Raw genomic sequence first — 23,432 nt, 5'->3', positions numbered from 1 at the left:
ATATGAATCCATCTTTCAGTAAACTTCCGATTTCTTTCTCGATAGATAAATTGCAAAAAGAACTCGTTATATGCGAAACTGATTTGTGGACTCCTCATTTTAATACCAATCGATACGAAGGTAACTGGACAAGCGTTTCTTTAAGATCGCAATCCGGCTTAACAAACGACATAACCTCTTTTGCAAATAAAGCCTATAAAAACACAAATCTCCTTGATCGCTGTCCTTATTTTAAAGAAATAATGGACTGGTTTCAATGTGAAAAAGAAGCAGTACGATTACTTAGATTGGGGCCACTAAGTGAGATAAAAGAACATGTTGACAATGATACCTCTTATGAAGATGGTTTTTTCAGAATCCATATTCCCATTATAACAAATTCTGAGGTTTTCTTTTACGTTGATAAAAAACAAGTTCCAATGCAAATGGGTGAGTGTTGGTACGCCAATTTTCAGCTTTTGCATAGCGTGGAAAATAAAAGTACTGAACCACGTATTCATCTTACACTTGATTGTATAAGAAATGATTGGTCGGATAAATTATTTACAGAAATGGGTTTTGACTTAGAATATTCTAATGAAAAAGTACAATATTCAGAGGATGTAAAACAGCAGATTATAGCGGAACTTTCAAGAAATCCATCAGAAGTTAACGCTAAAATTATCGCTGATTTATTAGCAGAATAAATAGAAAAAATGGAAAATAGCAATCACCCTCTTTCAAACTGGATTCCGTATAAATTAATAGAAAAAGACAATGAAGTTTATTTTGAATGGATTTATTTGGATGATATAAGATATGCTGATCCTTTTTTTGATGAAACAATTTCAAAATGCTGGAAACATTCTTATAACTCAAAACCATTTAAAGTAGTTACAACTGCAGAAAATCTTATTGATTGGTCTAATCAATTAATTGCTATTGAACTCAAGTCATTAATATTTCATGTGTCACGTTGTGGTTCTACTATGCTGAGTCAGTATTTGGCAAGTTCTTCAGAAAATATTATGATTTCTGAAGCGCCCATTATAGATGAAATTCTGAGATGTGATCTTTTTGATTTAGATAAAAAAGGCATTCTTTTAAAATCAGTACTTTTATTATTGGGACAAAAGCAATTTCCGGAACAAAAGAATTTAATTATAAAATTGGATGCCTGGCATATCTTTAATGCCAGTTATTTGAGATCTATTTTTCCTGAAATACCTTTTGGATTGCTTTACAGAAACCCCATTGAAGTATTAAAATCGCATCAAAAACGGACAGGAATGCACATGATTCCTAATTTATTACCACCTAATATTTTTGGAATTACAGCTAAAGAAATTAATGAAATTAGTTTTCAGCAATACGGAGCGTTAGTTCTGGAAAAATATTTTCAGGGTTTTCTCGATTTTTCTCAAAAGGATCAAAATGTTATCAAGCTCAATTATAATGAAGGAATGCAAGGTGTCATAGAAAATTTTCTTTCCTTTATTAATGCCGATTTTCCTGTCGCTGAACTTGATAAAATGTATGAACGTCTAAAAAAACATTCTAAAGATGAAACCGCGATTTTTAAAGGTGATTCTTTTACTAAGGAAAGTTTGCAAATAGATTTTACAAATGTTAATAAGCTCCATGAAAAGCTGAACAATATTCTTCTTGAAGATGTAGTGCGTTGAAAATACATATGAATTTTTCTTTCTGTTTTATTTATAATGTACTTTTGCGCCAAACTCAAATAAAATGATTGATTTAGATTACCTGGCTTTTCTTGAAAATATATTAACAGACAATCGTAAAGAAAGATTTCTCAATGTATTGGGAAATCGTACAAAGCATTTTACAATTGCAGTCGAAGACGTTTTTCAAATGCACAATACTAGTGCGGTAATGCGTAGTTGTGAGGTTTTCGGAATTCAGGAATTAAATGTTATCGAGCAACGCTACGGAAAAAAAATCGATAAAGAAATCGCAATGGGAGCGCAAAAATGGGTTGATATTAATCAATTTGATTCCATTACAACTTGTGTTTCTACTTTAAAAAATCAAGGTTATCAAATCATTGCAACAACGCCTCATGAAAATGATTGTCTGTTGGAAGACTTCGATATTACAAAACCAAGTGCTTTATTCTTCGGAACAGAAAGAGACGGACTATCTGAAGAAATTCTACAAAAAGCAGATGGTTTTCTAAAAATCCCGATGGTTGGTTTTACCGAGAGTTTGAATATTTCAGTTTCAGCTGCAATCATCATTCAAAACTTAACCAATAGATTGCGAAATTCAGATATCAAATGGCAATTATCAGAAGAAGAAATTCTGGAGAAACGTTTGGCTTGGGCTAGAAGTTCTATCAAAGATATTAAACGAATCGAGGCACGATATTACGAGGAAAATCCAAGATAATATTGTTATGGATTTCCTGCAAGGTTTCTAAAACCTTGTAGGTATTTTTGAAAGCCTACAATTTAAACCTACAAGGTTTTAGAAACCTTGCAGGTTATTAAACTGATTTTTCTATTTTCTCAAAAACAAAATAAATCCTAAAATACTAACAATCAAAATGGTCAAAGCCGCCAGAACCATTGTTAGATCCCGAATGTTTTTCCCAGCCCAATCCATAAATAAAAATTTGTGAAGGATAGCAAACGAATAACCTTCAACCATATCGGAACTCTTAATCTTAGCGGCTAATCTGGAAGTTGCTGTTTCTATGAAATATGTTGTTTTTTCCGGAGTATCATAAGCCAATTTTACAACAGGTAATCTCTTATTTACAAAGCCATATTCTCTGCTTTCAAAATCCGTCAGAACTTTAGATTCTAATAATTTTGCATTTTCTAATGAAGCTTCAGGTTCATCTGAAGTTTCTACCATTTCGCAACAAGCGGCTTTTGGAGCTCCATCTGTAAAATAATATGCCAGAAACTCTGCATATTCAAGATCAATATTAGGAACGATTTTGTTGGTTGTTGCATTGATATAAATGACTTCCGATTTTTTCTCGTCTTTTTTATTCCATTTCGAATTAGAATCGGCTTTTGGTTTTTTGAATTTTTCTTTTTCCAATAATTGGCAACGGAAATAGGTTGTGTCGTTTAAAGTAATAATACTTGCGTTTTGGAAACGACTCCAATCTAAATTTAAAGTATTACTTGCTAAAGGAATTTCTTTGGTTTCAAAAGTTGGTTCATAAACCATTTGTGATAAAGTGTACGGAGCCCATTTTGTAGTGGCGTGATAAGCGCCGCTAAAAGCAAATGTCAAAGTAAAAAGTGAAACCCAAATCCCGATTTGGCGATGGTATTTTCGAAGCCCTTTTTTAGGCTGTAAACTATCAGTTTTTTTGAATTGTTTCCATAATAAACCATAAATTAAGATTCCGCTCAAGGCAGAAAATCCAATTATCGATAACAAGAAAATCATTGTAATGATTCGAATACTATTATTGGTAATAGCATCTACAAAAGACCAATTATGGAAAGTATCGAAAAACCAAATAAACCATTGTCTTGACGTTGGATTATAAGTAGCCAGTTTACTGGAAGAAGTTTCTACATAAACTTCCATAGTGTCGGGACGATCAAAACTTAATTTGTAAACGGGCAAATAACGGTTTACATATTTATATTGAGAGGTGAATTCAGTCACAACTTCACTTTTTGTTACAGCACTTTTCTGATCGTCTAAAAAATAACGGGAAAGCCATTCGGCATATTTTTGATCTCCGTTTTCGAGTTTTTTTGCATTTGAAGTATCAAAATACAAAAGAGCACCGGAAATTGTTTTTACCTGATAATAAATTGCATTGTTAAAAGAAACGATTCGGAAATTCTTGAATTGACTGATTTCGTTTTTTTGTAAAACTTCCTGAATGGAAAAATGCAGTTGATTTTTATCAATAATTTGTTGTTCCAGTTTATCATGGGCAATCTCCGGTTTGAAAAAATGCGCCATAAACGGATGCATCAAACCAGAAAGTGTCCAGAATATTACAGGGATAATTGTAATCAAGCCAATTGTACGGTGCCATTTGTACATCTGTTGTTTGATTTTCTTGACAAGCTTAGAATCTTTCTTTTTAGACTTTTTCTCTTTTATTTCTTTACTCATATTCGTGTTCTTATGATTTGTCTACTTGATATTTTTGCCACAGATTAAAGGATTTAAATGATTTTAATCTGTGGCTAAATATTATTTCTTTAATGAAAAATTATACTGGATTCCGAAAACAAAAGTTCTTGGCGCCGCTGCAGTATAGGTTGGTTGAGCGTTTGCTGCATTGGCTCTGGTAACATTATAAGCGTATAATTTGTCTGTTAAATTAAGTACATTTCCATAGATTTCAATTCCTTTCCATTGATAGCCAATTCGCGCATTGAAGATGTTGTAACCATCATATTTTACGGTGTTGATCTGATCTTGATAATAACTTCCCACAAGTTGCCATTCAATAGAAGTTCTAAGATTAGGAAGCCAGTTTGGATAATAACTTAACTCCGAATTTCCAGACCATTTTGGTGCTGATGGCATTTCTTTTCCGTTTAGATTCTGAACTGGATCAGACGGTTTGTCTGAAAGCTTAAAATCAACGTACGTATGTTGCGCGTAAGTTCCACCAAGACGAAAGTTAATTTGTTTTGATGGTCTGTAAGTCGCTCCAAATTCAATTCCTTTATGGCGTGTTTCTCCAGCTGAACGATAATCAGTTGAATTATCAGCAAGTTTGATGTTTAAAAGTTCATTTTTTCCTTCCATATAATAGAAAGCATAATCAAAATTTAATTTATTTTGAAGGAAAGAAAGCCATCCGCCAACTTCATAATTGTTGAAAGTTGCAGGTTCTAAATTATAATAGAAATCGGCAGGAACGCCAGTTGTTCCGCCAGTCCCTGGTTTTGTTCTGAAAATAGAAGTGATTCCCGGAGGCGCAAAACCTTGTGAATAATTGCCATAAAAACCGGCAAATTCAAACGGATTATAATTTGCACCCGCTTTAAAAGTCATTTTGTCATAAATTTTGCTTCCTGTAGAATTATCTATAGCATTGTCGTAATTGACTTTCATGTTGTCATAACGACTTCCAACAGTAACAACTAGTTTTTCTATCGGATTAAAACTTACTTGTGCATAACCGGCCGTGTTGAAAATGTCAGCAGTATAATCGGCTAATTTAGAATCTGGATGTTCTGCAATAATCTCATAAGAATTCACAGTTTGCTTCCCAACTTCTCCCGGATTTAAATTCGCTTTCAAATCAATCACGTAGGACCAATAAGTAACCGGAGAATAATCGTATAAGGCTCCGGCAACAATTTTAGTATTTAAGAAGTCGAATTTTTGAGTATGCTGGCCGATAGCACCATAACTTTTGAAATTATTCGAATTTACTTCGCCTTTTGCCGTTGTAGGATTTACGGTTGGACTCCATTTAATTCCGTACGATGGATTTTGTCCTAATTTATTATCACGTAAATAAGCGGTAATATAACTGCTTGCATTACCATTCCAGTCGTGCTCTAATGTTAAACGAGTTCTTAGGGCATCCGATTTTCTATAAGTGAAATCTGTTGTGCTTTTGTAAGTTCTGTTATTAAATGCCTCTTCGTTTACACTTCCACTCATATCAGAATAATATTTTCCATACATGGTATTACTAATCAATCGGGTAGAAGGAGAAATATTATAGTCGATTCTAGCATTCAGATTGTCTTTGTTGTAATCAGAATATGTCATCCAGCCATTTTCCTGTAAGCTTGAAATACCGGCAATATGAAAACCGACTTTTCCAATCGTTGTGCCACCGGCGGCCTGAAATCTTCTGTAACCATAATTATCAGCCTGTACGCCAAATTTAAATTCAGGATCAACAGGAGGTTTTAGTGAAATTAAATTAATAGTTCCGCCAACTGCTTCCGGTCCATATAAAGAAGAAACGGGCCCTTTTACCACTTCAATACTTTGTAAATTGTATTGATTGATTTCCAGTAAAGCATTGTGATTGAAGATTCCCATTGGGCGAATTGGTAAACCGTCTTCCAAATACAGATAATAGGCGTTGGTTGTCATTGGCTGACGAATCGACATCATATGCTGTTCGTTCCCTAAATTAATCATTAAAACTCCTGGCGTTTTATTGATGATTTCGTAGACTGCTGTTGCTTTGGTTTCGTTGATCGTTTTTGCTGTTATTTTACTAATTGCGACAGGAGTTTCCTTGCGAATAGTCGCAGTACGATTGGCAGTTATAAAAACGTTTTCTAATTCTTGAGATTTTGTTGTGTCTTGCTTCACTTCATTCTGAGCAAAGACACATTGCCCTATGATGAGTAGGGTAAAGTATATTTTTTTCATTTTAAATTATATAAATTTTAAAAAGTAACATGTCTTTTTCCCTGACGTAAAACCAGGAAAAAGTCTTTTCAATTTTGAAATTGAAAAGTGCAGCTAAAATTTATATAAAATAGGATGGAGGGTGGAAAGTACTATTAGAAACCGAAATTGGTTTCTCATCAATAGAAGCAAAAAGTTTTGCTGCAGATTCGATTGGAGTGACTAATCTATAATTAGCGGTTGTTGTGTTTTGAATGTAAACTACTTCTGCTTTTTCTTTCAGATTGTTTTGCATTCTTTTTTCATTGTCGGCATATTTCTTTAAACTTTTTTGAAGTTCACATCGACCGTTACAAGAATTAAAAACCATTTTTCGTTGTACACAGATGGTTTTTGAAATTTCTTCCTGATTTAATTTGAATGAGGTATAAACAAAGAAACTTCCAAAAGAAGGAAGCAAAAGCATGCAGGAAAGAAATAGTATTAAAATTCGCTTCAAAGCTCTGTTTATTGTTTACGCTGGCAAAAATACAGTTTATTCGATTTAGAAAGAATAAATATTAGATTTTTTGCAAAAAAAAATCCCCAATTACAAAAGTGTAGTTGGGGATTGAAATATATTAATTAAAATTTATTATTTAACAAGTACCCAAGCGCCAGAAGCGATTAAAGTTTCTGCTTTTTTAAATTTCATTTCTTCAGTTTTACCTGTGGCAACTTCCTGAACTGTTACAGTATCATTACGGTTGATTTTTGGCATATCTCTCACAATCGTTTCGGTAACCTGACGTTGTTGTGTTTCTCCGGCTTCGCGATTGATGTCTTCGCTGTTTGGAATTTCATCTTTGCTCAATTTGAAGTTTTCTTTTTGACGAACTTCTTTTGCTTCGTGAATTTCAGGAACGTTTTGAGCTGGTAAATCACCTTTGAATAAGAATGAAATTACTTCCTTATTAACGTTATCCAACATTCCTCTAAACAAGTTGAAAGCTTCTAATTTGTAGATAAGCAATGGATCTTTTTGTTCGTGAACGGCTAATTGAACAGATTGTTTCAATTCGTCCATTTTACGTAAATGTTTTTTCCAGGCCTCATCAACAATAGAAAGTGTAATGTTTTTCTCGAAATCAGCGATTAACTGAGCTCCTTCACTTTCGTAAGCTTTTTTCAAATCTGTAACTACATTCAAAGTTTTGATTCCGTCAGTAAATGGAACTACGATACGCTCAAAATGATTGTTTGGCTCTTCGTAAACTCCTTTAATGATTGGAAAAGCCTCTCTTGCGCTTCTTTCTGTTTTTTCGGTATAGAAAGCCAGAGTCTCTTTGTATATTTTTCCTGTGATTTCGATATCAGTTAATTTCTGGAAATCAGCTTCTGAAATTGGAGAAGTGATAGAAAAATAACGAATTAAATCAAATTCGAAATTTTTGAAATCGTTAGCTGGTTTAGTTTGACTTACAATTAATTCGCAAGTATCATAAAGCATGTTAGCGATATCCAGTTTCAAACGCTCACCAAATAAGGCGTGACGACGACGTTTGTAAACTACTTCACGTTGCGAGTTCATAACGTCATCATATTCTAATAAACGTTTACGAACACCAAAGTTGTTTTCTTCTACTTTTTTCTGAGCACGTTCGATAGATTTAGTCATCATAGAATGCTGAATAACTTCACCTTCCTGTAATCCCATTCTATCCATTACTTTGGCTACTCTTTCAGAACCAAATAAACGCATTAAGTTATCTTCAAGAGAAACGTAGAATTGAGAACTTCCCGGATCTCCCTGACGTCCTGCACGACCACGTAACTGTCTGTCAACACGACGAGAATCATGACGCTCTGTACCCACGATTGCTAAACCTCCTGCAGCCTTAACTTCTGGAGATAATTTAATATCGGTACCACGACCAGCCATGTTGGTTGCAATAGTTACAACTCCGGCTTTACCTGCTTCTTCTACAATTTGAGCCTCTTGTTTGTGCATTTTAGCATTCAAAACGTTATGTGTAACGCCTCTCATTTTCAACATACGGCTTAATAACTCTGAAATCTCAACAGAAGTTGTTCCAATTAATACTGGTCTTCCTGCATTTGATAATTCAGTAACATCTTCAATTACAGCGTTGAATTTCTCACGTGTCGTTTTATAGATGTAATCTTCTTTGTCTTGTCTTGAAATCGGACGGTTGGTTGGAATTTCAACAACATCCAATTTATAAATCTGCCATAACTCTCCAGCTTCAGTAACCGCTGTACCAGTCATACCACCTAATTTGCTGTACATTCTGAAGTAATTCTGTAATGTAACAGTTGCAAATGTTTGTGTAGCAGCTTCGATTTTTACATTTTCTTTCGCTTCGATCGCCTGGTGTAATCCGTCAGAATAACGACGACCATCCATGATACGACCTGTTTGCTCATCGACAATCATAATTTTGTTGTCCATGATCACATATTCTACATCTTTTTCGAATAAGGCGTATGCTTTTAAAAGCTGAGTAAGCGTATGAATACGCTCGCTTTTTACTCCAAAATCCTGGAATAATCTTTCTTTAGCTTCTGCTTCAGCATCTTTATCCAGTTTTTGTTTTTCAATAGCTGCGATTTCTGTTCCAATATCTGGTAAAACGAAGAAATCGGAATCAGTATCTCCAGAAAGGTATTTAATACCATTATCAGTCAATTCAACCTGATTGTTTTTCTCTTCAATCACAAAATACAAAGCTTCATCCACTTTATGCATTTCGCGATTGTTATCCTGCATGTATTGATTCTCCGTTTTTTGAAGCAATTGTTTAATTCCTTCTTCACTTAAAAATTTAATTAATGCTTTATTTTTAGGTAAACTTCTGTAAGCTCTTAATAATAAGAATCCGCCTTCTTTAGTATTTCCTTCTTTGATTAATTTTTTAGCTTCCGCTAAGAAACCATTTGCCAACTGACGTTGTTGAGAAACTAAGTTTTCAATTTTTGGTTTCAACTCGTTAAACTCATGACGATCTCCTTGCGGAACCGGTCCTGAAATAATAAGTGGCGTTCTTGCATCATCAATCAATACAGAATCGACCTCATCGACAATTGCATAGTTGTGTTTTCTTTGTACTAAATCGTTTGGCGAATGCGCCATGTTATCTCTTAAGTAGTCAAAACCAAATTCGTTGTTGGTTCCGTAAGTGATGTCGGCGTCGTATGCTTTTTTTCTTTGTTCCGTACTTGGCTGGTGATTATCAATACAATCAACAGTTAAACCGTGGAATTCGAATAAAGGCGCTTTCCATGTACTATCACGTTTTGCCAAGTAGTCATTCACCGTTACTAAGTGAACACCGTTTCCAGTTAAAGCGTTTAAGTAAAGTGGAAGTGTAGCTACTAAAGTTTTACCTTCTCCTGTTTGCATTTCGGCAACTTTACCTTCGTGCAAAACCATACCACCAATTAACTGAACATCATAATGGATCATGTCCCAGGTAATTTCTTTACCAGCGGCATTCCATTTATTTGCCCATGTAGCTTTTTCACCTTCAATAGTAACATATGTTTTTGTAGCTGAAAATTCGCGGTCTTTTGGAGTTGCAGTCACTTCAATAAATGAATTGTCTTTAAAACGACGCGCTGTTTCTTTAACAACAGAGAATGCTTCCGGAAGAATTTCCAATAAAGTTTTCTCTGAAATTTCGTAAGCTTCTTTTTCAAGAGCATCAATAGCATCATAAAGATCTTCTCTTTTGTCGATGTCTTCAATGTTTTCTACTTCCGCTTTAAGCGTAGCAATTTTAGCATCTTTATCAGCTCTGGCTTCTTTTATTTTTTCTTTAAAATAAACGGTTCTTGCTCTCAATTCGTCGTGAGACAAACTCATTAAGCTAGTTTCGAATGTTTTAATTTTGTTTAAATAAGGTTGTAAAGCTTTGACATCTTTCTGTGATTTATCACCTACAAAGACTTTAATAATACTGTTTATGAAACTCATGATTTGTTATATTTCTATTATATGTAAATGTTGTATTTAGAACCAAAAAAAAAGCCTCTGTGATGAGACTTTTTCCTTTGGTTTATTTTTTAATATTCATCCTCATTCCAAAGATAATCTTCGTCTGTTGGATAATCAGGCCAAATTTCTTCCATTGATTCATATATCTCACCTTCGTCTTCGATTGATTGAAGGTTTTCTACTACTTCTAATGGAGCACCAGCTCTAATAGCGTAGTCAATAAGTTCGTCTTTGTTAGCAGGCCATGGCGCATCACTTAAATAAGATGCTAATTCTAATGTCCAATACATCTGTTATCTGTTTAGTTTGTGCAAAAATAAATTTTTTACTGAAAAAGACAAGTAAATTTTGATTTATTTTAATAAAATTTAAGAACGTCTCTTGTTAAATTCCAATTTTTAAATTTCAAATTCCAAAAAAGGAACGTAAAACCTGCAATTATGAATTTTTGTATGTAATTTAAATTCGCAGAATTTTTAATTTTTTCTTTGGATTTTGGGATTTTTAAAATTGGAATTTACGAGAAAATTTATTTCCTCGGAATCCATTTCACTTCCTCCGCTTTTAAGTCTGAGGACAACTTCCGTGCCAAGACAAAAAGGTAGTCAGAAAGTCGGTTTAAGTACATGATTGCGATTTCAGGAACATGTTCATTATGACTTAAATGAACTGCCAAACGCTCGGCACGACGGCACACGCAACGTGCAATATGACAATATGACACAGTTTGGTGACCTCCTGGTAAAACAAAATGTGTCATAGGCGGAAGGCTTTCTTCCATTTGATCAATTTCATTTTCTAATAATTCTATATCAGTATCAATGATGCCCAAATTTTTCAATCTAAGCTCGCCGTTTTTCAATACTTCTTTTTCCTGTGGCGTTGCTAAAATTGCACCCACTGTAAAAAGACGATCCTGAATTTCAATTAAAATACTTTTATAGTGCGAATCCATTTCCTGATCACGAATCAATCCTATATGAGAATTCAGTTCGTCAACAGTTCCATAACTGTCAATCCTAATATGATCTTTAGGAACACGCGTGCCTCCAAAAAGAGCTGTGGTTCCTTTATCTCCGGTTTTTGTATATACTTTCATTTATTTTAGAATTTAGATTTCTGATTTTAGATTAAATGTTGTAATCTAAAATTTAAGATTTAGAAAATAATCTAAAATCAGAAATCTACAATTATTTAGTAGTGTCGCTTTCAATCAATCCGTCACGTAAACGAATTACACGATGTGCATAAGCCGCAATATCTTCTTCGTGTGTTACAAGAATGACAGTGTTTCCCTGTGCATGAATATCTCCAAAGAGTTTCATAATCTCTACAGAAGTTTTACTATCTAAGTTTCCGGTTGGTTCATCGGCCAATATAATAGAAGGTTTGTTAACCAAAGCGCGGGCAATGGCAACACGCTGACGTTGTCCTCCTGATAGCTGATTCGGCTGGTGATCCATTCTGTCGGCAAGATTTACCTGTGTTAAAACTTCTTTAGCACGTTCATTTCGTTCAGATTTAGAATAGCCTGCGTAAATCATTGGTAATGCAACATTATCTAAAGCAGTTGTTCTTGGCAAAAGATTAAAAGTCTGAAATACAAAACCAATTTCTTTATTGCGGATTCCTGCCAATTCATCGTCCTTCATTTGGCTGACATCTTTTCCATTTAAAACATAGTTTCCGGAAGTTGGCGTATCCAGACAACCTAACAAGTTCATTAAAGTTGATTTCCCGGATCCTGATGGCCCCATAAGCGCTACATATTCGCCTTTATTGATTTGTAAATCTATTCCTTTTAAGACATAAACGATTTCATTACCAAGTACAAAATTTCGTTTAATGTCGGTTATTTTAATTAATGGATTTGCCATTTCGGTTTACAATTTTGGTTTTAAAAGTACAAAACACTTTTCAATAAACGATAAGTAGCGTGAAATTGATTTTTGTTACAAAAACATCTTTTGGTTTACAGGCCTATTAAATAATGCATATATTTTTTTTGAATTAATTATATTTTTTTTGATTTATTTTATAAAATTATCATTATTCTATAAGTTTTACATGTTTAATATCTTTTTAATATTAAAAACATGGTAATGATGTAATTTTTGATATTAGGTTATTAGATACATTTGTTAATGTATTAATTAAACAATCAATAATTATGAAAAACATACAATTATTATCAGGAATTGCATTAATTGCATTGAGTTTTACATCGTGTAAAGACGAAAAACAAGAAAAAGCTCAAAAAACAATTGACGCTTATGTAACCTACGTTGACTCAGTAAAAAATGTCAAAGCTGATGATTTGAAAGCAGATTGGGCAGCTGTTGAAGCTGAATATGACAGAAGAGCCGAAAATGCACAATTGGCACTTGCTGACATTAAAGATAATGCTGCTGAAACCGAAAGGATAAATGCAAGTAAAACAAAGTACGAGGAATTTAAAAGTGAAATGACCACCGTTTTTGCCCCACCTGCTCCAAGTCCGAAACAACAATTGCGTAACGCTCTGTTTGGTGAAGGAAAAATTGGAGACGATATGAGTTTTTCTTGGGTAAACGCCCAAAATATTCATAGTGTGTACCAACAATTTGTTCATACAGTTGAGGATAATAAAGATAGTTACTCTCGTGAAGACTGGGATGAAATTAAAGTGTTGTATGAAGCACTGGACAACCGAAAAAATACGGTTGAAAAAGAAGGTTTAAGCTCTGAAGACAATAGAAAAATTGCTGGCTTAAAAGTAAAATTTGCTCCAATGTATACTGTAAACAGAATGGGAGCTAAATCTGACGAAAATAAAGAAGCTAAAAAATAAATTTTAGATAAATTGAATTAGTACTAAATGGCAATCAGAAATGGTTGCCATTTTTTTATGCTCTAATTACAAAGTGTTCTTTTGGTTGTTCATATCTAAAAAAGACAAATCCCCACTGAAAAGTATCAATTGTAACGGTTACTTTCGGGTGGTTTTTAATAATCTCCCAGGCTTCTTCCATTTCCTGAGACCAATGAATGTCATCGAAAATCCAGACGGAATCATTATCTATCGTTGGTAATAAAAGATCAAAGTAAGCTAATGTTGCTTTTTTTGAATGATTACCGTCGAAATATATTAGATTGTAGATTGTAGATTGTAGATTTTCAGAAATTAGAAAAGATTCAAATTCTGAAATAATACTTTCCACATTTGTACAATCAAATTCATTTAATTGATTTTTAGCAATAGTAGCGGTTTGAGAACAACCTTCCAATGTAATCACTTTTGCTTTCGGATTCCCTAAGGCTAGGGCAGAAGTGGCTAAACCTAATGAAGTTCCTATTTCAAGAATAGTTGCAGGTTGAAAATAATTGCTAACTCTAAAAAGTAATTCGGCTCGTTTTGGAGAAATTCCTGCAGTTTTTGCAATCTTCGAAATTTGTCTTCTGTTTGATTTAAAAACTTTTGAACCGGCACCAAAATCGGTTACTTCAATAAAGTTTTTATTTTGTAATAATGATTTGCGATAGTTTTTTAAAATATCATACTCAGCTTTTACTTTTTTGTCGTAAAAACATTTGGTCAGTAAACTAAAAACAAATGGCGAATGTACTCCATGTTCATTTTTGGAGTTCCAAAGGAATTTTAAATAAGCTTTAATTTGAAATAGCATAATCTTATTTGCAAGAAAGCACGAAGATACGAATCAGAAATTGAAATAATTGAATGAAAAAAGCCTAATCTTTAATTAGATCAGGCTTTTATGTTATAAAATTTTGATACTTATCTGTATATGTTTACGCCATTATTGGCTTCCCATTGCTGTTTAAAATACTCAGCATCTTCGTTATTATGTGGATGCACACCTAACACAACATGGCCGTCTTTAATACCAGATTCGTATATTTTTGCTCTGTCTTCCGGAATTCCTGATCCTACTAAGGCTCCAATTATACCTCCTGCAATTCCTCCAGCACCAGCACCAGCTAATCCTGCCGCCAATGGACCGGCAACAATTAAGCCTAAACCAGGAATAACAAGACTAGTTCCTAGTGCAGCAACAACTCCTGCAATTGCGCCAATTGTTCCTCCAATAGCAGAACCTGTTCCGGCACCTTCAGCTGCTTTTGTTCCAAGTTCAGAGTGATCGTCTTTGTCTGAATAATGTTTTTTTCTGGTTTCGTCAGACATGATCAGGTTTATTTCGTCTTTTGTATAACCTCTTTCGCTTAAAGTATCATATGCTCTTTCTATGCTGTCACGGTCTGAAAACATTCCTGTTAAAACCTCACGTTTTGTTCCGTCGGGATTATGTAAATTTTCCATTTTTATATAGTTTTAGTTTGTGAATTTATTTTCACTTTAACAAAGCTCGCAAAACAGATATAATATTATTTACACAATTTTTTCAAATCATTACATAATGAAATTCAGACTTTTGTAAAATAGAGGGCACTTATATAGTATTACTTTAATTTAAAGAAAAGAATAGTGAGTTGAGGATAACAAAAAAAAGGCCACAATAAAAATATGTTTTATTGTGGCCTTTTATAATGAAAAATAAGATTTTGTCTTACTAATTTACTGAAATCAATTTCACATCAAAAATAAGAACAGATCCTCCGGGAATACCTCTGTCATCAAAAGGGCCATAACCTAAATGGGAAGGAACAAGCAGAGATCCGCTTCCGCCCGTTTTAAAATAGGGAATTCCTTCTCTCCAGCCTTGAATTACCTGATTTAAACCAAAGGACACTCCTTCTGCTTTACTTTGATCAAAAATAGTTCCATTTGAATAGTAACCTTTGTAAGCCACTGTTACATTAGAGCTTGCAGTTGGTTGAGCTCCTTCTCCGGGCTCGTTGATGATATAATACAAACCAGAATCAGTTCTTTGGGCTGTTAGTTTATTTTTGGCAATATAATCAACTATTTCTTTTTCGTTTTCAACAGTGTAATCTGTTTTTTTAGGTTCGTCATTAGAATTGCAGGAGATAAAAAGGGTTAAGATAAGTAATGATGTTACGATGTATTTCATGATATTTTGAAAATGTATTTTTTAATAGGTTAATATAATAAAATGTGTTTTTGTTTCACAGAGATTCACAAAGAAAAAACAAAGATTCACAAAAAAAAACTTAGTGTAACTCTGCGTTTTCTTTGTGAATCTCTGTGTAATAACTCTATCCTTCAATTTTAGCCGAAAGCTCAAACCAGCGTTCTTCTTTCTGATCTATTTTATTGATGATGTTTTGTAGTTCGTTTGCTTTTTTCTCGATATCAGCATCAGCGACTTTTCCATCAGAAAATAATTGTTCAATTTTAGTTTTATCAATTTCAAGATCTTTGATTTCTCTTTCTAGTTTTTGATATTCTTTTTGCTCGTTGAAAGTTAGATTTCCTGTTGGATTATTTTGTTTCCAATCTTTCTTTTCTGCTTTGTTCTCTTCTTTTTGAGCGACATCGGCACTATCTTCATAAGCTCTGAAATCAGAATAATTTCCTGGGAAGCTTTCGATTTCACCTTTTCCTCTAAAAATAAATAAGTGATCCACAATTTTATCCATAAAGTAACGGTCGTGCGAAACTACTAAAAGACATCCTGGATAATCCAAAAGAAAACTCTCTAAAACATTCAATGTTACAATATCCAGATCGTTTGTTGGCTCATCTAGAATCAGGAAGTTCGGATTCTGAATCAAAACCGTACATAAATACAAACGTTTCAATTCTCCACCGCTTAATTTTTCGACAAAATCATACTGTTTTTTAGCATCAAAAAGAAAACGTTCTAATAATTGTGAAGCCGAAATCATTCTGCCTTTTGCCAGCGGAATAAATTCACCGTATTCTTTAATAATATCAATTACACGCTGATTTGGTTTCGGATTAATTCCGCTTTGCGTATAATAACCCACTTTTATGGTTTCACCTTTTACAACACGTCCACTGTCAAGCGGTATTGTTCCTGTAAGAAGATTTAAGAAAGTCGATTTTCCGGTTCCGTTTTTACCAATAATTCCGATACGTTCTCCACGCTGAAAATCAAAACTAAAGTTATCCAGGATAACATGATCCTTGAATTTTTTTGAAATTTTGTGAAGCTCGATAATCTTGCTTCCCATACGTTCCATATTAATTTCAAGTTCTACCTTATTCTCAAGACGGCGACTTTGTGCTTTTTCTTTAATTACATAAAAATCATCCTGACGCGATTTTGATTTAGTAGTTCTCGCTTTTGGCTGACGGCGCATCCATTCTAATTCTTTAACGAATAAGTTTTTTGCTTTGTCAACGCTTGCATTTTCAGAGGCAATTCTTTCTTCCTTCTTTTCTAAGTAATAAGAATAATTTCCTTTGTATTGGTATAGTTTTCCGTTGTCTAATTCGATGATTTCATTACAAACACGCTCTAAAAAGAAACGGTCGTGCGTTACCATAAACAGCGTAATATTTTCTTTGGCAAAATAACTTTCCAGCCATTCAATCATTTCAAGATCTAAGTGATTGGTTGGCTCATCCAGAATCAATAAATCAGGGCGATTGATTAGGATTATGGCCAATGAAAGACGTTTTTTTTGTCCTCCCGAAAGATTTTTTACTTTAAGTTTAAAATCTTCTAGTTTTAATTTAAATAAAATCTGTTTGTATTGCGTTTCAAAGTCCCAGGCATTGTGCTGATCCATTCCGTCAAAGGCTTTTTGATATGCTTCTTCATCGTCTGGGTTTTCAAGCGCTTTTTCGTAGGCTTCGATTATTTTTAGTGTTTCATTATCAGAAGCAAAAATGCTTTCTTCAATGGTTAATTCCTCTTGTAGATTATTATCCTGAGAAAGAAATGCCATTCGGATTCCTTTTCTCAAAACTACCTGACCTGTATCCGGCTCATCCAAACCATTAATAATACTCATAATGGTGGTTTTTCCCGAACCGTTTTTAGCGATAAAAGCGATTTTTTGGTCTTTATTGATTCCGAATGAGATGTTGTCAAAAAGCGTTCTTTCGCCAAAAGACTTCGATATGTTTTCTACAGATAAGTAATTCACTTTGTAAATTATGAGTTATAAATTATAAGTTATGAAGGTTTTACAAAACACAACTTTTTTGCAAAAGTAAACTATTATATCACGATTTGCGAATTATTTATGGAGATAGGAATTCAGAATCGGACTTAAATCAAAATTATGGATTTGCTGACGAACATTCAAAACAGGTTTTCGAACCAAAGCCTCATTGGTTAAATAATAATGCAAAGCATCATTTGTAGCAATACCTTCAATTTGATGAAAAGGCAGACTGATAGTAATTCTTCGTTTATTTCCCAACAAAAAATCATGATTTTTGAAGTCGTACATTAAATATATAAAAGGTTTTCCGAGTTTAGAATATCCACAAAGTGCAATAAGTTTTTTATCTTCTAGATAAGTGGCGCCTGTAACCAAACCTTTTGTATCAAGTGTTGCCTTAAATTGAGCAATATGATTTCCGGATTGGTTCGGTAAAACATAAATATTGGTTTTGGATGATTTCCATTGCTTGGAGAACAGATAAATACTGTCTTTGGAAGCAATAAAGGCTTCGCAGTCAAAATCGGTATTGTTTGGTTTTTGTGGAGATAAATCAATCTGATCATTATAAGTAAAAACAATGGTGTCAATAAGAGGATTTCCTTCTAAAAATGATTTTTTTTGTATTTTAAGAATGTTTAAATCAGTTCTGTTTCCAGAAGCATTATTGCCAAAATCTCCAATGTATATATAAGAGCTGTCTTGCGTGATTTCTTCCCAGTCATGGTTTGTTGCTTTATCAAGGATGATTTTTTTCTGAATTATTCCCAAAGAATCTAATCCGTAAATCGTTTTGTCATGATCGTCATTGTGTGTCCATAGTAAGTTGTTAAAATATATAAGTCCTGAGGTTTCTTGGATAGAGTCGCTTAAATGAATTGAATATATAGGTTTTAAACTCAAAGTAAGATATTGGCAGCTTCCGTCATTAATTGTCGCGTTTGGATCATAGTTTTTTGAAAGCGAATCTGTGCAGCCCGAAATTTGAGCATGTGCTGATGTAATGATCGCGAAGAAAAAGAAGAGTGCTTTTTTCATTATTAGATTCTTTTCAAATACAAAAGTACAAGACAGTATGGAAACATCGGTTTTTTATAACGATACTTCTTATAAATAATTAGATTCAGATAGTTTAAAATATAATTAAAATGTTATTTTGCATCAAAAAAATAGAACCAAAGCTTTTGTTTGGCAAAGCTATTCCTGCAAGATGAAAATTATACAAGATTTATCCCATTACCGTTTGTCACGTTACTCCAAATTGCTATTTGTGCTTTGGGATATTATATTGCTAAACACTGCTTTAGTAGTTTCTGCGTTGGTTCGATTCGGAGATTTGGAGAAACTTTTTTTAAAGGATGAAAAAACAGTTTCGTTATTAGCTAACTTAATTTGGATTGGACTATTACTTACTAAAGATTCACACAGAATAATAAGGATAGAATATATAGAATCAATCTTAAAAAGAACGATTAAAAAAATTGTAATACATATTGCTATATTGACTTGTTTTGTCGTTTTTTATAAATATGCCGATATTTCCAGATTGCGACTTTTGTATTTTTATTTGATATTCTTTGTACTGTTGTTAATTTCCCGGTACACCTTAATGAAGACTTTGAAATACATTAGGGCTAAAGGTTATAATTTTAAGAAATTCATAATCGTTGGAGCCAATGAAACAGGCGAGAGAATGCGAAAAATAATGGCCAAAAATTTGACTTATGGTTATAAGTTTTTAGGTTTTTTTGATGAGCAAACAGAAGAATCAAACAGCAGTTTTGCACCGCTTTTAGGCGGATTTAATGATGTAGAGGAGTTTATATTAAGAGAAGAGGTCGATGAAATTTATGTAGCTTTACATATCAACAATGTTGAAGCTATAAATAAGTTGGTAAAAATTTGCGAACAGAATATGGTCCGAATTAAATTTATACCTGATTTTCAATTGTATACCAAATCAAGTAAAGTTGAGGTTACTTTTTATGAAAACACACCGGTATTGATGTTTCGCCCGGAACCGCTGGAATTAGCAATAAACAGATTAATTAAAAAAGTTTTTGATATTTGTTTTTCAATAGGAGTTATACTTTTAATTTTTCCGTGGTTGTTTCCTATAATAATGATAATCATTAAACTGGAATCATCAGGGCCTATATTTTTTAAGCAAGACCGTTCAGGTCGCGATAATAGATCTTTTACCTGTTACAAGTTTAGAAGCATGTATGTTAATGATTTGGCCCATAAAAAACAAGCAGGAAAAGGCGATCGTCGTATTACGAAATTTGGAGCTTTTATGCGTAAAACGAGTATAGATGAACTGCCTCAGTTTTTTAATGTTTTTTTAGGGGAAATGTCTGTTGTTGGCCCTAGACCTCATATGGTTAACCTCGCCAAAGAATATGGTGAACTCATTGCGAATTATTCAGTTCGCCACTATGCCAAACCTGGAATCACCGGCTGGGCGCAGGTAAACGGATATCGCGGAGAAACAAAAGAGCTGATTGATATGGAGAATAGAGTAGAATACGACATTTGGTATATCGAGAACTGGAGTCTGTTATTGGATATAAAAATTATAGTGAGGACACTTATAAATGTTTTTAAAGGCGAAGAGAACGCGTATTAGTAAGCTTCATCAGAATTTAAAAAATTGATTATTTGCGATAACTTCTTTTACGTCACTTATATTTTCGATTTTTATTTTTTGATTGAAGGCAGCAACATGATCGCTATGATGAATATCAGTTCCTGCGAAATCATACATTCCTTTTTTTAGAAGTTGATCTGCTATTTTAGTGATTTCGCTTCCATAATATCCGGCTACAGCAAGAAGGTTTAATTGAAAAAGACATCCGGCTTTTTTTAATTTGTCATATTCATTGAAGTTTTTATGATAAAATAAATACCGTTCCGGATGTGCCAAAACGGGAATATACCCTGCAACCTGCAAATCAAAAAGTGTTTTATACAATTGTACCGGAGCATTCATATATGACATTTCGACCAAAACGTAATTATCCTTTAAGGTTAGTAGCTTTTCGTTTTGAAAATGAGTTTCAAACCAGTCGTCCATAAAGTACTCAGCTGCGGCCTGAAACGGAATTTGTATGTTGCGTTCTTCCAGCAAAAGCTTTGTTTCGTTATAACTTCCAATAATATCTTCTCTCGAATTATTCCAGATGTAATGACTTATATGTGGTGTCGTGATAAACTGAGAAAAACCCATTTCCTGAAAAGATTTGGCAAGCCTTTCTGTACTCGATATGCTTTTGGCACCGTCGTCTATTCCGGGTAATAAATGAGAATGAATATCAATATAATTCCCGCCTAGCAGATCCTTTAAATAAGGTTTTGATTTTAAGAATGAAAACATAGTACAAAAATAAGAATTGCAGATTGCTTTATAGTATTAAAAATGATGATTTTGTTATTTACGGATATTATTATTCATATCTAATTTGACATTTACTCTATTATTCTATATTTGTTACTATCAATAATGTAGTATTTTATGAAAATTAAAGAGAATTTGTATAACAAGAGAATTATTTCGATTGACGCTTTACGCGGAATTACCATTTTTGTAATGATTTTTGTAAATGAGCTTGCCAGCGTTAAAAACGTACCACAATGGATGAAGCACATGCCGGCAGATGCAGATGCCATGACTTTTGTTGATCTTGTTTTTCCATCTTTCCTGTTTATTGTCGGTATGTCTATTCCGTTTGCATTTAATGCGAGATTACTTAAAGGTGATAGTGCTACAACAATCTGGACTCATACTTTAAAACGGGCAGCGGCATTAATTATTATTGGTGTCTTTATGGTCAATGCAGAATATGGTTATGATGTCTCAAAAATGCTAATTGCACCTGCTTTTTGGGGACTTTTAGCTTATGCAATGCCTATTAATATTTGGAACAAATATCCTAAAGATTTCCCTGTATGGTTAAAAAACATTTTGCAATATGGCGGAATGTTAGTCTTGATAGCGCTTTACTTCTTATATGTTCAGGATACTGGAGAAATCGGAATGACGCCAAAATGGTGGGGAATTCTAGGTTTAATTGGCTGGGCTTATCTCTTTTCAGTAGTTTACTATTGGCTGGTTTCAGGAAGATTATTGGCAATGATAACTTTTTTAGTATTTTGTATAGCCGCAAATGCTATGAATTTAATTGAAAGATCTGTAATACAGCAATCTTCTCCGCTTAGTTTTATAGCCGGACATTTAACTCATGCGGCTGTGGTTACCGCAGGTGTCATTATTTCATTATTGTTTTTTGATCGAAAAATTGCAGCTAAAATCAATTGGCCAGTAATTGGTTTTGCTGTTTTCTTTTTTGCTGTGGGCTTTTTTCTTCGTCCGTATTTTGGAATTTCCAAAATAAAAGGAACACCTTCATGGACCATGATTTCGGCTGGGATTTGTACGGTCTTGTTTTACTTTCTTTATTGGTTAATGGAAATCAAAAAACAAACAAAATGGAGTAATTTCTTCATGCCTGCAGCAGCAAATCCGTTATTGATTTATATTTTACCAGGTGTGATTTATTATTTCAATTTAGCTTTCAAAATAGAAATTATACCGGAGTATTTCAGAGACGGAATTCCAGGTATTATTTGGAGTTTAATCTTTTCAACGATTATGTTATTTGTGATGAAAATCTGCAATAAGTATAAAATCCAATTACATCTGTAAGGAAGTTGGTTTTGTTTCAGGTTTCAGGTTTTAGGTTCTGCAAAACCTGAAACCTGAAACATTTTTTTCTTTCTTTAATTATTTTTAAAATCATGTATTTGTCTTAATAAAATTTTAAATTTGTAAGAATGCATTCCTAAAAGCTTTTTAATGAATAGTTTAAAAATCAAATTTATCTGGTTTGTTTTTTTTATTACGCCATTTTGTTATTCGCAAAATGATAGTACGGCTGTGGAAAGCAAAGATATTTTAGATGTTGTTCGAAAGATTTTCAAAAAAGATGATTCAATCAGCAAGCAAAGAAAATTAGCTTTTTCGTTATTGCCCGTTCCAGTTGGTGCTAATAACTCAAATGGTTTGGTAGTTTCTTTTTTAACCACTTTTTATTTAGATGAGAACCATGAGACAACCAATATGTCACAGGTTTCTTTTTCACCTTATTTTAGTTTTAATAAGCAATTTGTCTTTCCAATTCAGTCCTATATTTACACAAAAGAAAATAAATGGAATTTCATTGGAGATTATCGTTATCTTATTTATCCACAGTTAACGTACGGATTAGGTGATCATAATACAAAGGAAGAAATGTCAAATTTAGACTATCAACAATGGCGCTTTTATCAATTTATTACCCGAAAAGTGGTAGGTAATTACAGATTAGGGGTTGGATTTCTATACGATAATTATCAAAACATTTCTGAAGAGTCATATATTGATGAAGAAACGGACTATGTGAAATATATGAACGGAGATTTTTCAGATGAAACTTCTTTTGGTTTTGCTTTTCAGGGTTTGTATGATTCCAGAAAAAATATCATTAACCCCGAAGAAGGACTATATGTTGAAGCTGATTTAAGAATAAATACAAGTGGTGTAGACGGAAATAAATGGCAATCTTTATATTTTGATGCCCGAAAATACCATTCCTTCAGTAAAACAAAACATCGGGTTTGGGCTTCACGCGCTTTTTATTGGTCAACTTTTGGAGGTAAACCCCATTATCTTGATTTGCCAAGTATAGGCTGGGATCGCGATGGGAAAACAGGGAGAGGTTTTACAAAAAACAGATATCGTAGTAATGCACTGATTTATTTGGAAACGGAGTACAGAACGGACATTACCAGAAATGGTTTTTTTGGAGCTGTCTTTTTTGGTAATATTTCGTCTGTTTCTCAGTTAGATACCTATAAATTTGATAAATGGCATCCGGCTATCGGAACCGGAATCCGAATTAAATGGAACAAAAAAAACAACAGTAATCTGGCCTTAGATTACGGAGTCAGTAAAAACGATTGGTCTTTGCGATTGGGATTAACAGAAAATTTCTAACTTTCCAAAAAATCAACAGTCCAA

General features: G+C 33.4%; 20 protein-coding genes. 7 read left to right on the top strand and 13 right to left on the bottom strand.

Features of this window, described 5'->3' with window-relative positions:
• The first annotated feature begins 2 nt into the window (after nt 1-2).
• The 3 genes from AC3ITQ_RS22340 to AC3ITQ_RS22330 all read left to right on the top strand — a co-directional run bounded on the left by AC3ITQ_RS22340 (nt 3) and on the right by AC3ITQ_RS22330 (nt 2,391).
• Nucleotides 3-686, top strand: coding sequence for an aspartyl/asparaginyl beta-hydroxylase domain-containing protein (locus AC3ITQ_RS22340; RefSeq protein WP_489236262.1), 684 nt, complete (start codon nt 3-5; stop codon nt 684-686).
• A gap of 9 nt (nt 687-695) precedes the next feature.
• Complete coding sequence (locus AC3ITQ_RS22335; RefSeq protein ID WP_489236261.1) at nt 696-1,664, top strand: sulfotransferase family protein; 969 nt, start codon at nt 696-698, stop codon at nt 1,662-1,664.
• Nucleotides 1,665-1,728: 64 nt separating this feature from the next.
• Nucleotides 1,729-2,391 (top strand): TrmH family RNA methyltransferase, encoded by a 663-nt coding sequence (locus AC3ITQ_RS22330; RefSeq protein ID WP_489236260.1) that lies wholly within the window; start codon nt 1,729-1,731, stop codon nt 2,389-2,391.
• Between the two features lie 111 nt (nt 2,392-2,502).
• On the opposite strand, the gene AC3ITQ_RS22325 is transcribed toward AC3ITQ_RS22330, so the two are convergent.
• The 7 genes from AC3ITQ_RS22325 to AC3ITQ_RS22295 all read right to left on the bottom strand — a co-directional run bounded on the left by AC3ITQ_RS22325 (nt 2,503) and on the right by AC3ITQ_RS22295 (nt 12,192).
• Nucleotides 2,503-4,098 carry a PepSY domain-containing protein gene (locus AC3ITQ_RS22325; protein ID WP_489236259.1) on the bottom strand — a complete coding sequence of 532 codons (1,596 nt, stop codon included), beginning with the start codon at nt 4,096-4,098 and terminating at the stop codon, nt 2,503-2,505.
• Between the two features lie 81 nt (nt 4,099-4,179).
• A complete protein-coding gene (locus tag AC3ITQ_RS22320) occupies nt 4,180-6,339 on the bottom strand; it encodes a TonB-dependent receptor (protein ID WP_489236258.1) in 2,160 nt (719 codons plus the stop codon).
• A gap of 100 nt (nt 6,340-6,439) precedes the next feature.
• Nucleotides 6,440-6,817, bottom strand: coding sequence for a hypothetical protein (locus AC3ITQ_RS22315; protein ID WP_489236257.1), 378 nt, complete (start codon nt 6,815-6,817; stop codon nt 6,440-6,442).
• Nucleotides 6,818-6,952: 135 nt separating this feature from the next.
• Complete coding sequence (gene secA / locus AC3ITQ_RS22310; RefSeq protein WP_489236256.1) at nt 6,953-10,294, bottom strand: preprotein translocase subunit SecA; 3,342 nt, start codon at nt 10,292-10,294, stop codon at nt 6,953-6,955.
• An 89-nt stretch (nt 10,295-10,383) separates the two neighbouring features.
• Nucleotides 10,384-10,605, bottom strand: a complete 222-nt coding sequence (locus AC3ITQ_RS22305; protein WP_007138072.1) for a DUF2795 domain-containing protein — start codon at nt 10,603-10,605, stop codon at nt 10,384-10,386.
• A 239-nt stretch (nt 10,606-10,844) separates the two neighbouring features.
• Entirely contained in the window at nt 10,845-11,414 is a 570-nt protein-coding gene (locus AC3ITQ_RS22300; protein WP_489236255.1) for a cob(I)yrinic acid a,c-diamide adenosyltransferase, read from the bottom strand.
• Nucleotides 11,415-11,505: 91 nt separating this feature from the next.
• Nucleotides 11,506-12,192, bottom strand: a complete 687-nt coding sequence (locus AC3ITQ_RS22295) for an ABC transporter ATP-binding protein (RefSeq protein ID WP_489236254.1) — start codon at nt 12,190-12,192, stop codon at nt 11,506-11,508.
• 293 nt (nt 12,193-12,485) lie between these two features.
• Here AC3ITQ_RS22295 and AC3ITQ_RS22290 point away from each other — a divergent pair, with 293 nt between their 5' ends.
• Nucleotides 12,486-13,145, top strand: a complete 660-nt coding sequence (locus AC3ITQ_RS22290) for a DUF6565 domain-containing protein (protein WP_489236253.1) — start codon at nt 12,486-12,488, stop codon at nt 13,143-13,145.
• Nucleotides 13,146-13,200: 55 nt separating this feature from the next.
• On the opposite strand, the gene AC3ITQ_RS22285 is transcribed toward AC3ITQ_RS22290, so the two are convergent.
• The 5 genes from AC3ITQ_RS22285 to AC3ITQ_RS22265 form a co-directional block, all read right to left on the bottom strand.
• Nucleotides 13,201-13,980: an O-methyltransferase gene (locus AC3ITQ_RS22285; protein ID WP_489236252.1), complete on the bottom strand. Its 780-nt coding sequence runs from the start codon at nt 13,978-13,980 to the stop codon at nt 13,201-13,203.
• A gap of 110 nt (nt 13,981-14,090) precedes the next feature.
• Nucleotides 14,091-14,633 carry a hypothetical protein gene (locus AC3ITQ_RS22280; protein WP_489236251.1) on the bottom strand — a complete coding sequence of 181 codons (543 nt, stop codon included), beginning with the start codon at nt 14,631-14,633 and terminating at the stop codon, nt 14,091-14,093.
• Nucleotides 14,634-14,883: 250 nt separating this feature from the next.
• Nucleotides 14,884-15,345 carry an FKBP-type peptidyl-prolyl cis-trans isomerase gene (locus AC3ITQ_RS22275; protein WP_489236250.1) on the bottom strand — a complete coding sequence of 154 codons (462 nt, stop codon included), beginning with the start codon at nt 15,343-15,345 and terminating at the stop codon, nt 14,884-14,886.
• A 145-nt stretch (nt 15,346-15,490) separates the two neighbouring features.
• Nucleotides 15,491-17,353 (bottom strand): ABC-F family ATP-binding cassette domain-containing protein, encoded by a 1,863-nt coding sequence (locus tag AC3ITQ_RS22270; protein WP_489236249.1) that lies wholly within the window; start codon nt 17,351-17,353, stop codon nt 15,491-15,493.
• A 93-nt stretch (nt 17,354-17,446) separates the two neighbouring features.
• On the bottom strand, nt 17,447-18,412 hold the full coding sequence (locus AC3ITQ_RS22265; RefSeq protein WP_489236248.1) for a T9SS C-terminal target domain-containing protein: 966 nt from the start codon (nt 18,410-18,412) through the stop codon (nt 17,447-17,449).
• Between the two features lie 172 nt (nt 18,413-18,584).
• On the opposite strand from AC3ITQ_RS22265, the gene AC3ITQ_RS22260 reads away from it, so the two are divergent.
• Entirely contained in the window at nt 18,585-20,003 is a 1,419-nt protein-coding gene (locus AC3ITQ_RS22260; protein ID WP_489236247.1) for an undecaprenyl-phosphate glucose phosphotransferase, read from the top strand.
• Between the two features lie 9 nt (nt 20,004-20,012).
• Here the strand turns inward: AC3ITQ_RS22260 and AC3ITQ_RS22255 are convergent, their stop codons facing one another.
• Complete coding sequence (locus AC3ITQ_RS22255) at nt 20,013-20,750, bottom strand: tyrosine-protein phosphatase (protein ID WP_489236246.1); 738 nt, start codon at nt 20,748-20,750, stop codon at nt 20,013-20,015.
• Nucleotides 20,751-20,888: 138 nt separating this feature from the next.
• On the opposite strand from AC3ITQ_RS22255, the gene AC3ITQ_RS22250 reads away from it, so the two are divergent.
• Both AC3ITQ_RS22250 and AC3ITQ_RS22245 read left to right on the top strand, forming a co-directional pair.
• Entirely contained in the window at nt 20,889-22,079 is a 1,191-nt protein-coding gene (locus tag AC3ITQ_RS22250; protein WP_489236245.1) for a DUF5009 domain-containing protein, read from the top strand.
• Between the two features lie 150 nt (nt 22,080-22,229).
• The gene (locus tag AC3ITQ_RS22245) at nt 22,230-23,408 is read left to right on the top strand and encodes a hypothetical protein (RefSeq protein ID WP_489236244.1); all 1,179 of its coding nucleotides are present in this window, start codon (nt 22,230-22,232) and stop codon (nt 23,406-23,408) included.
• Nucleotides 23,409-23,432: the final 24 nt, after the last annotated feature.

Source organism: Flavobacterium sp. KH_001 (assembly GCF_057840745.1).
Note: the sequence above shows the minus strand (reverse complement) of the source record. Positions and strands in the feature narration are given on the sequence as shown.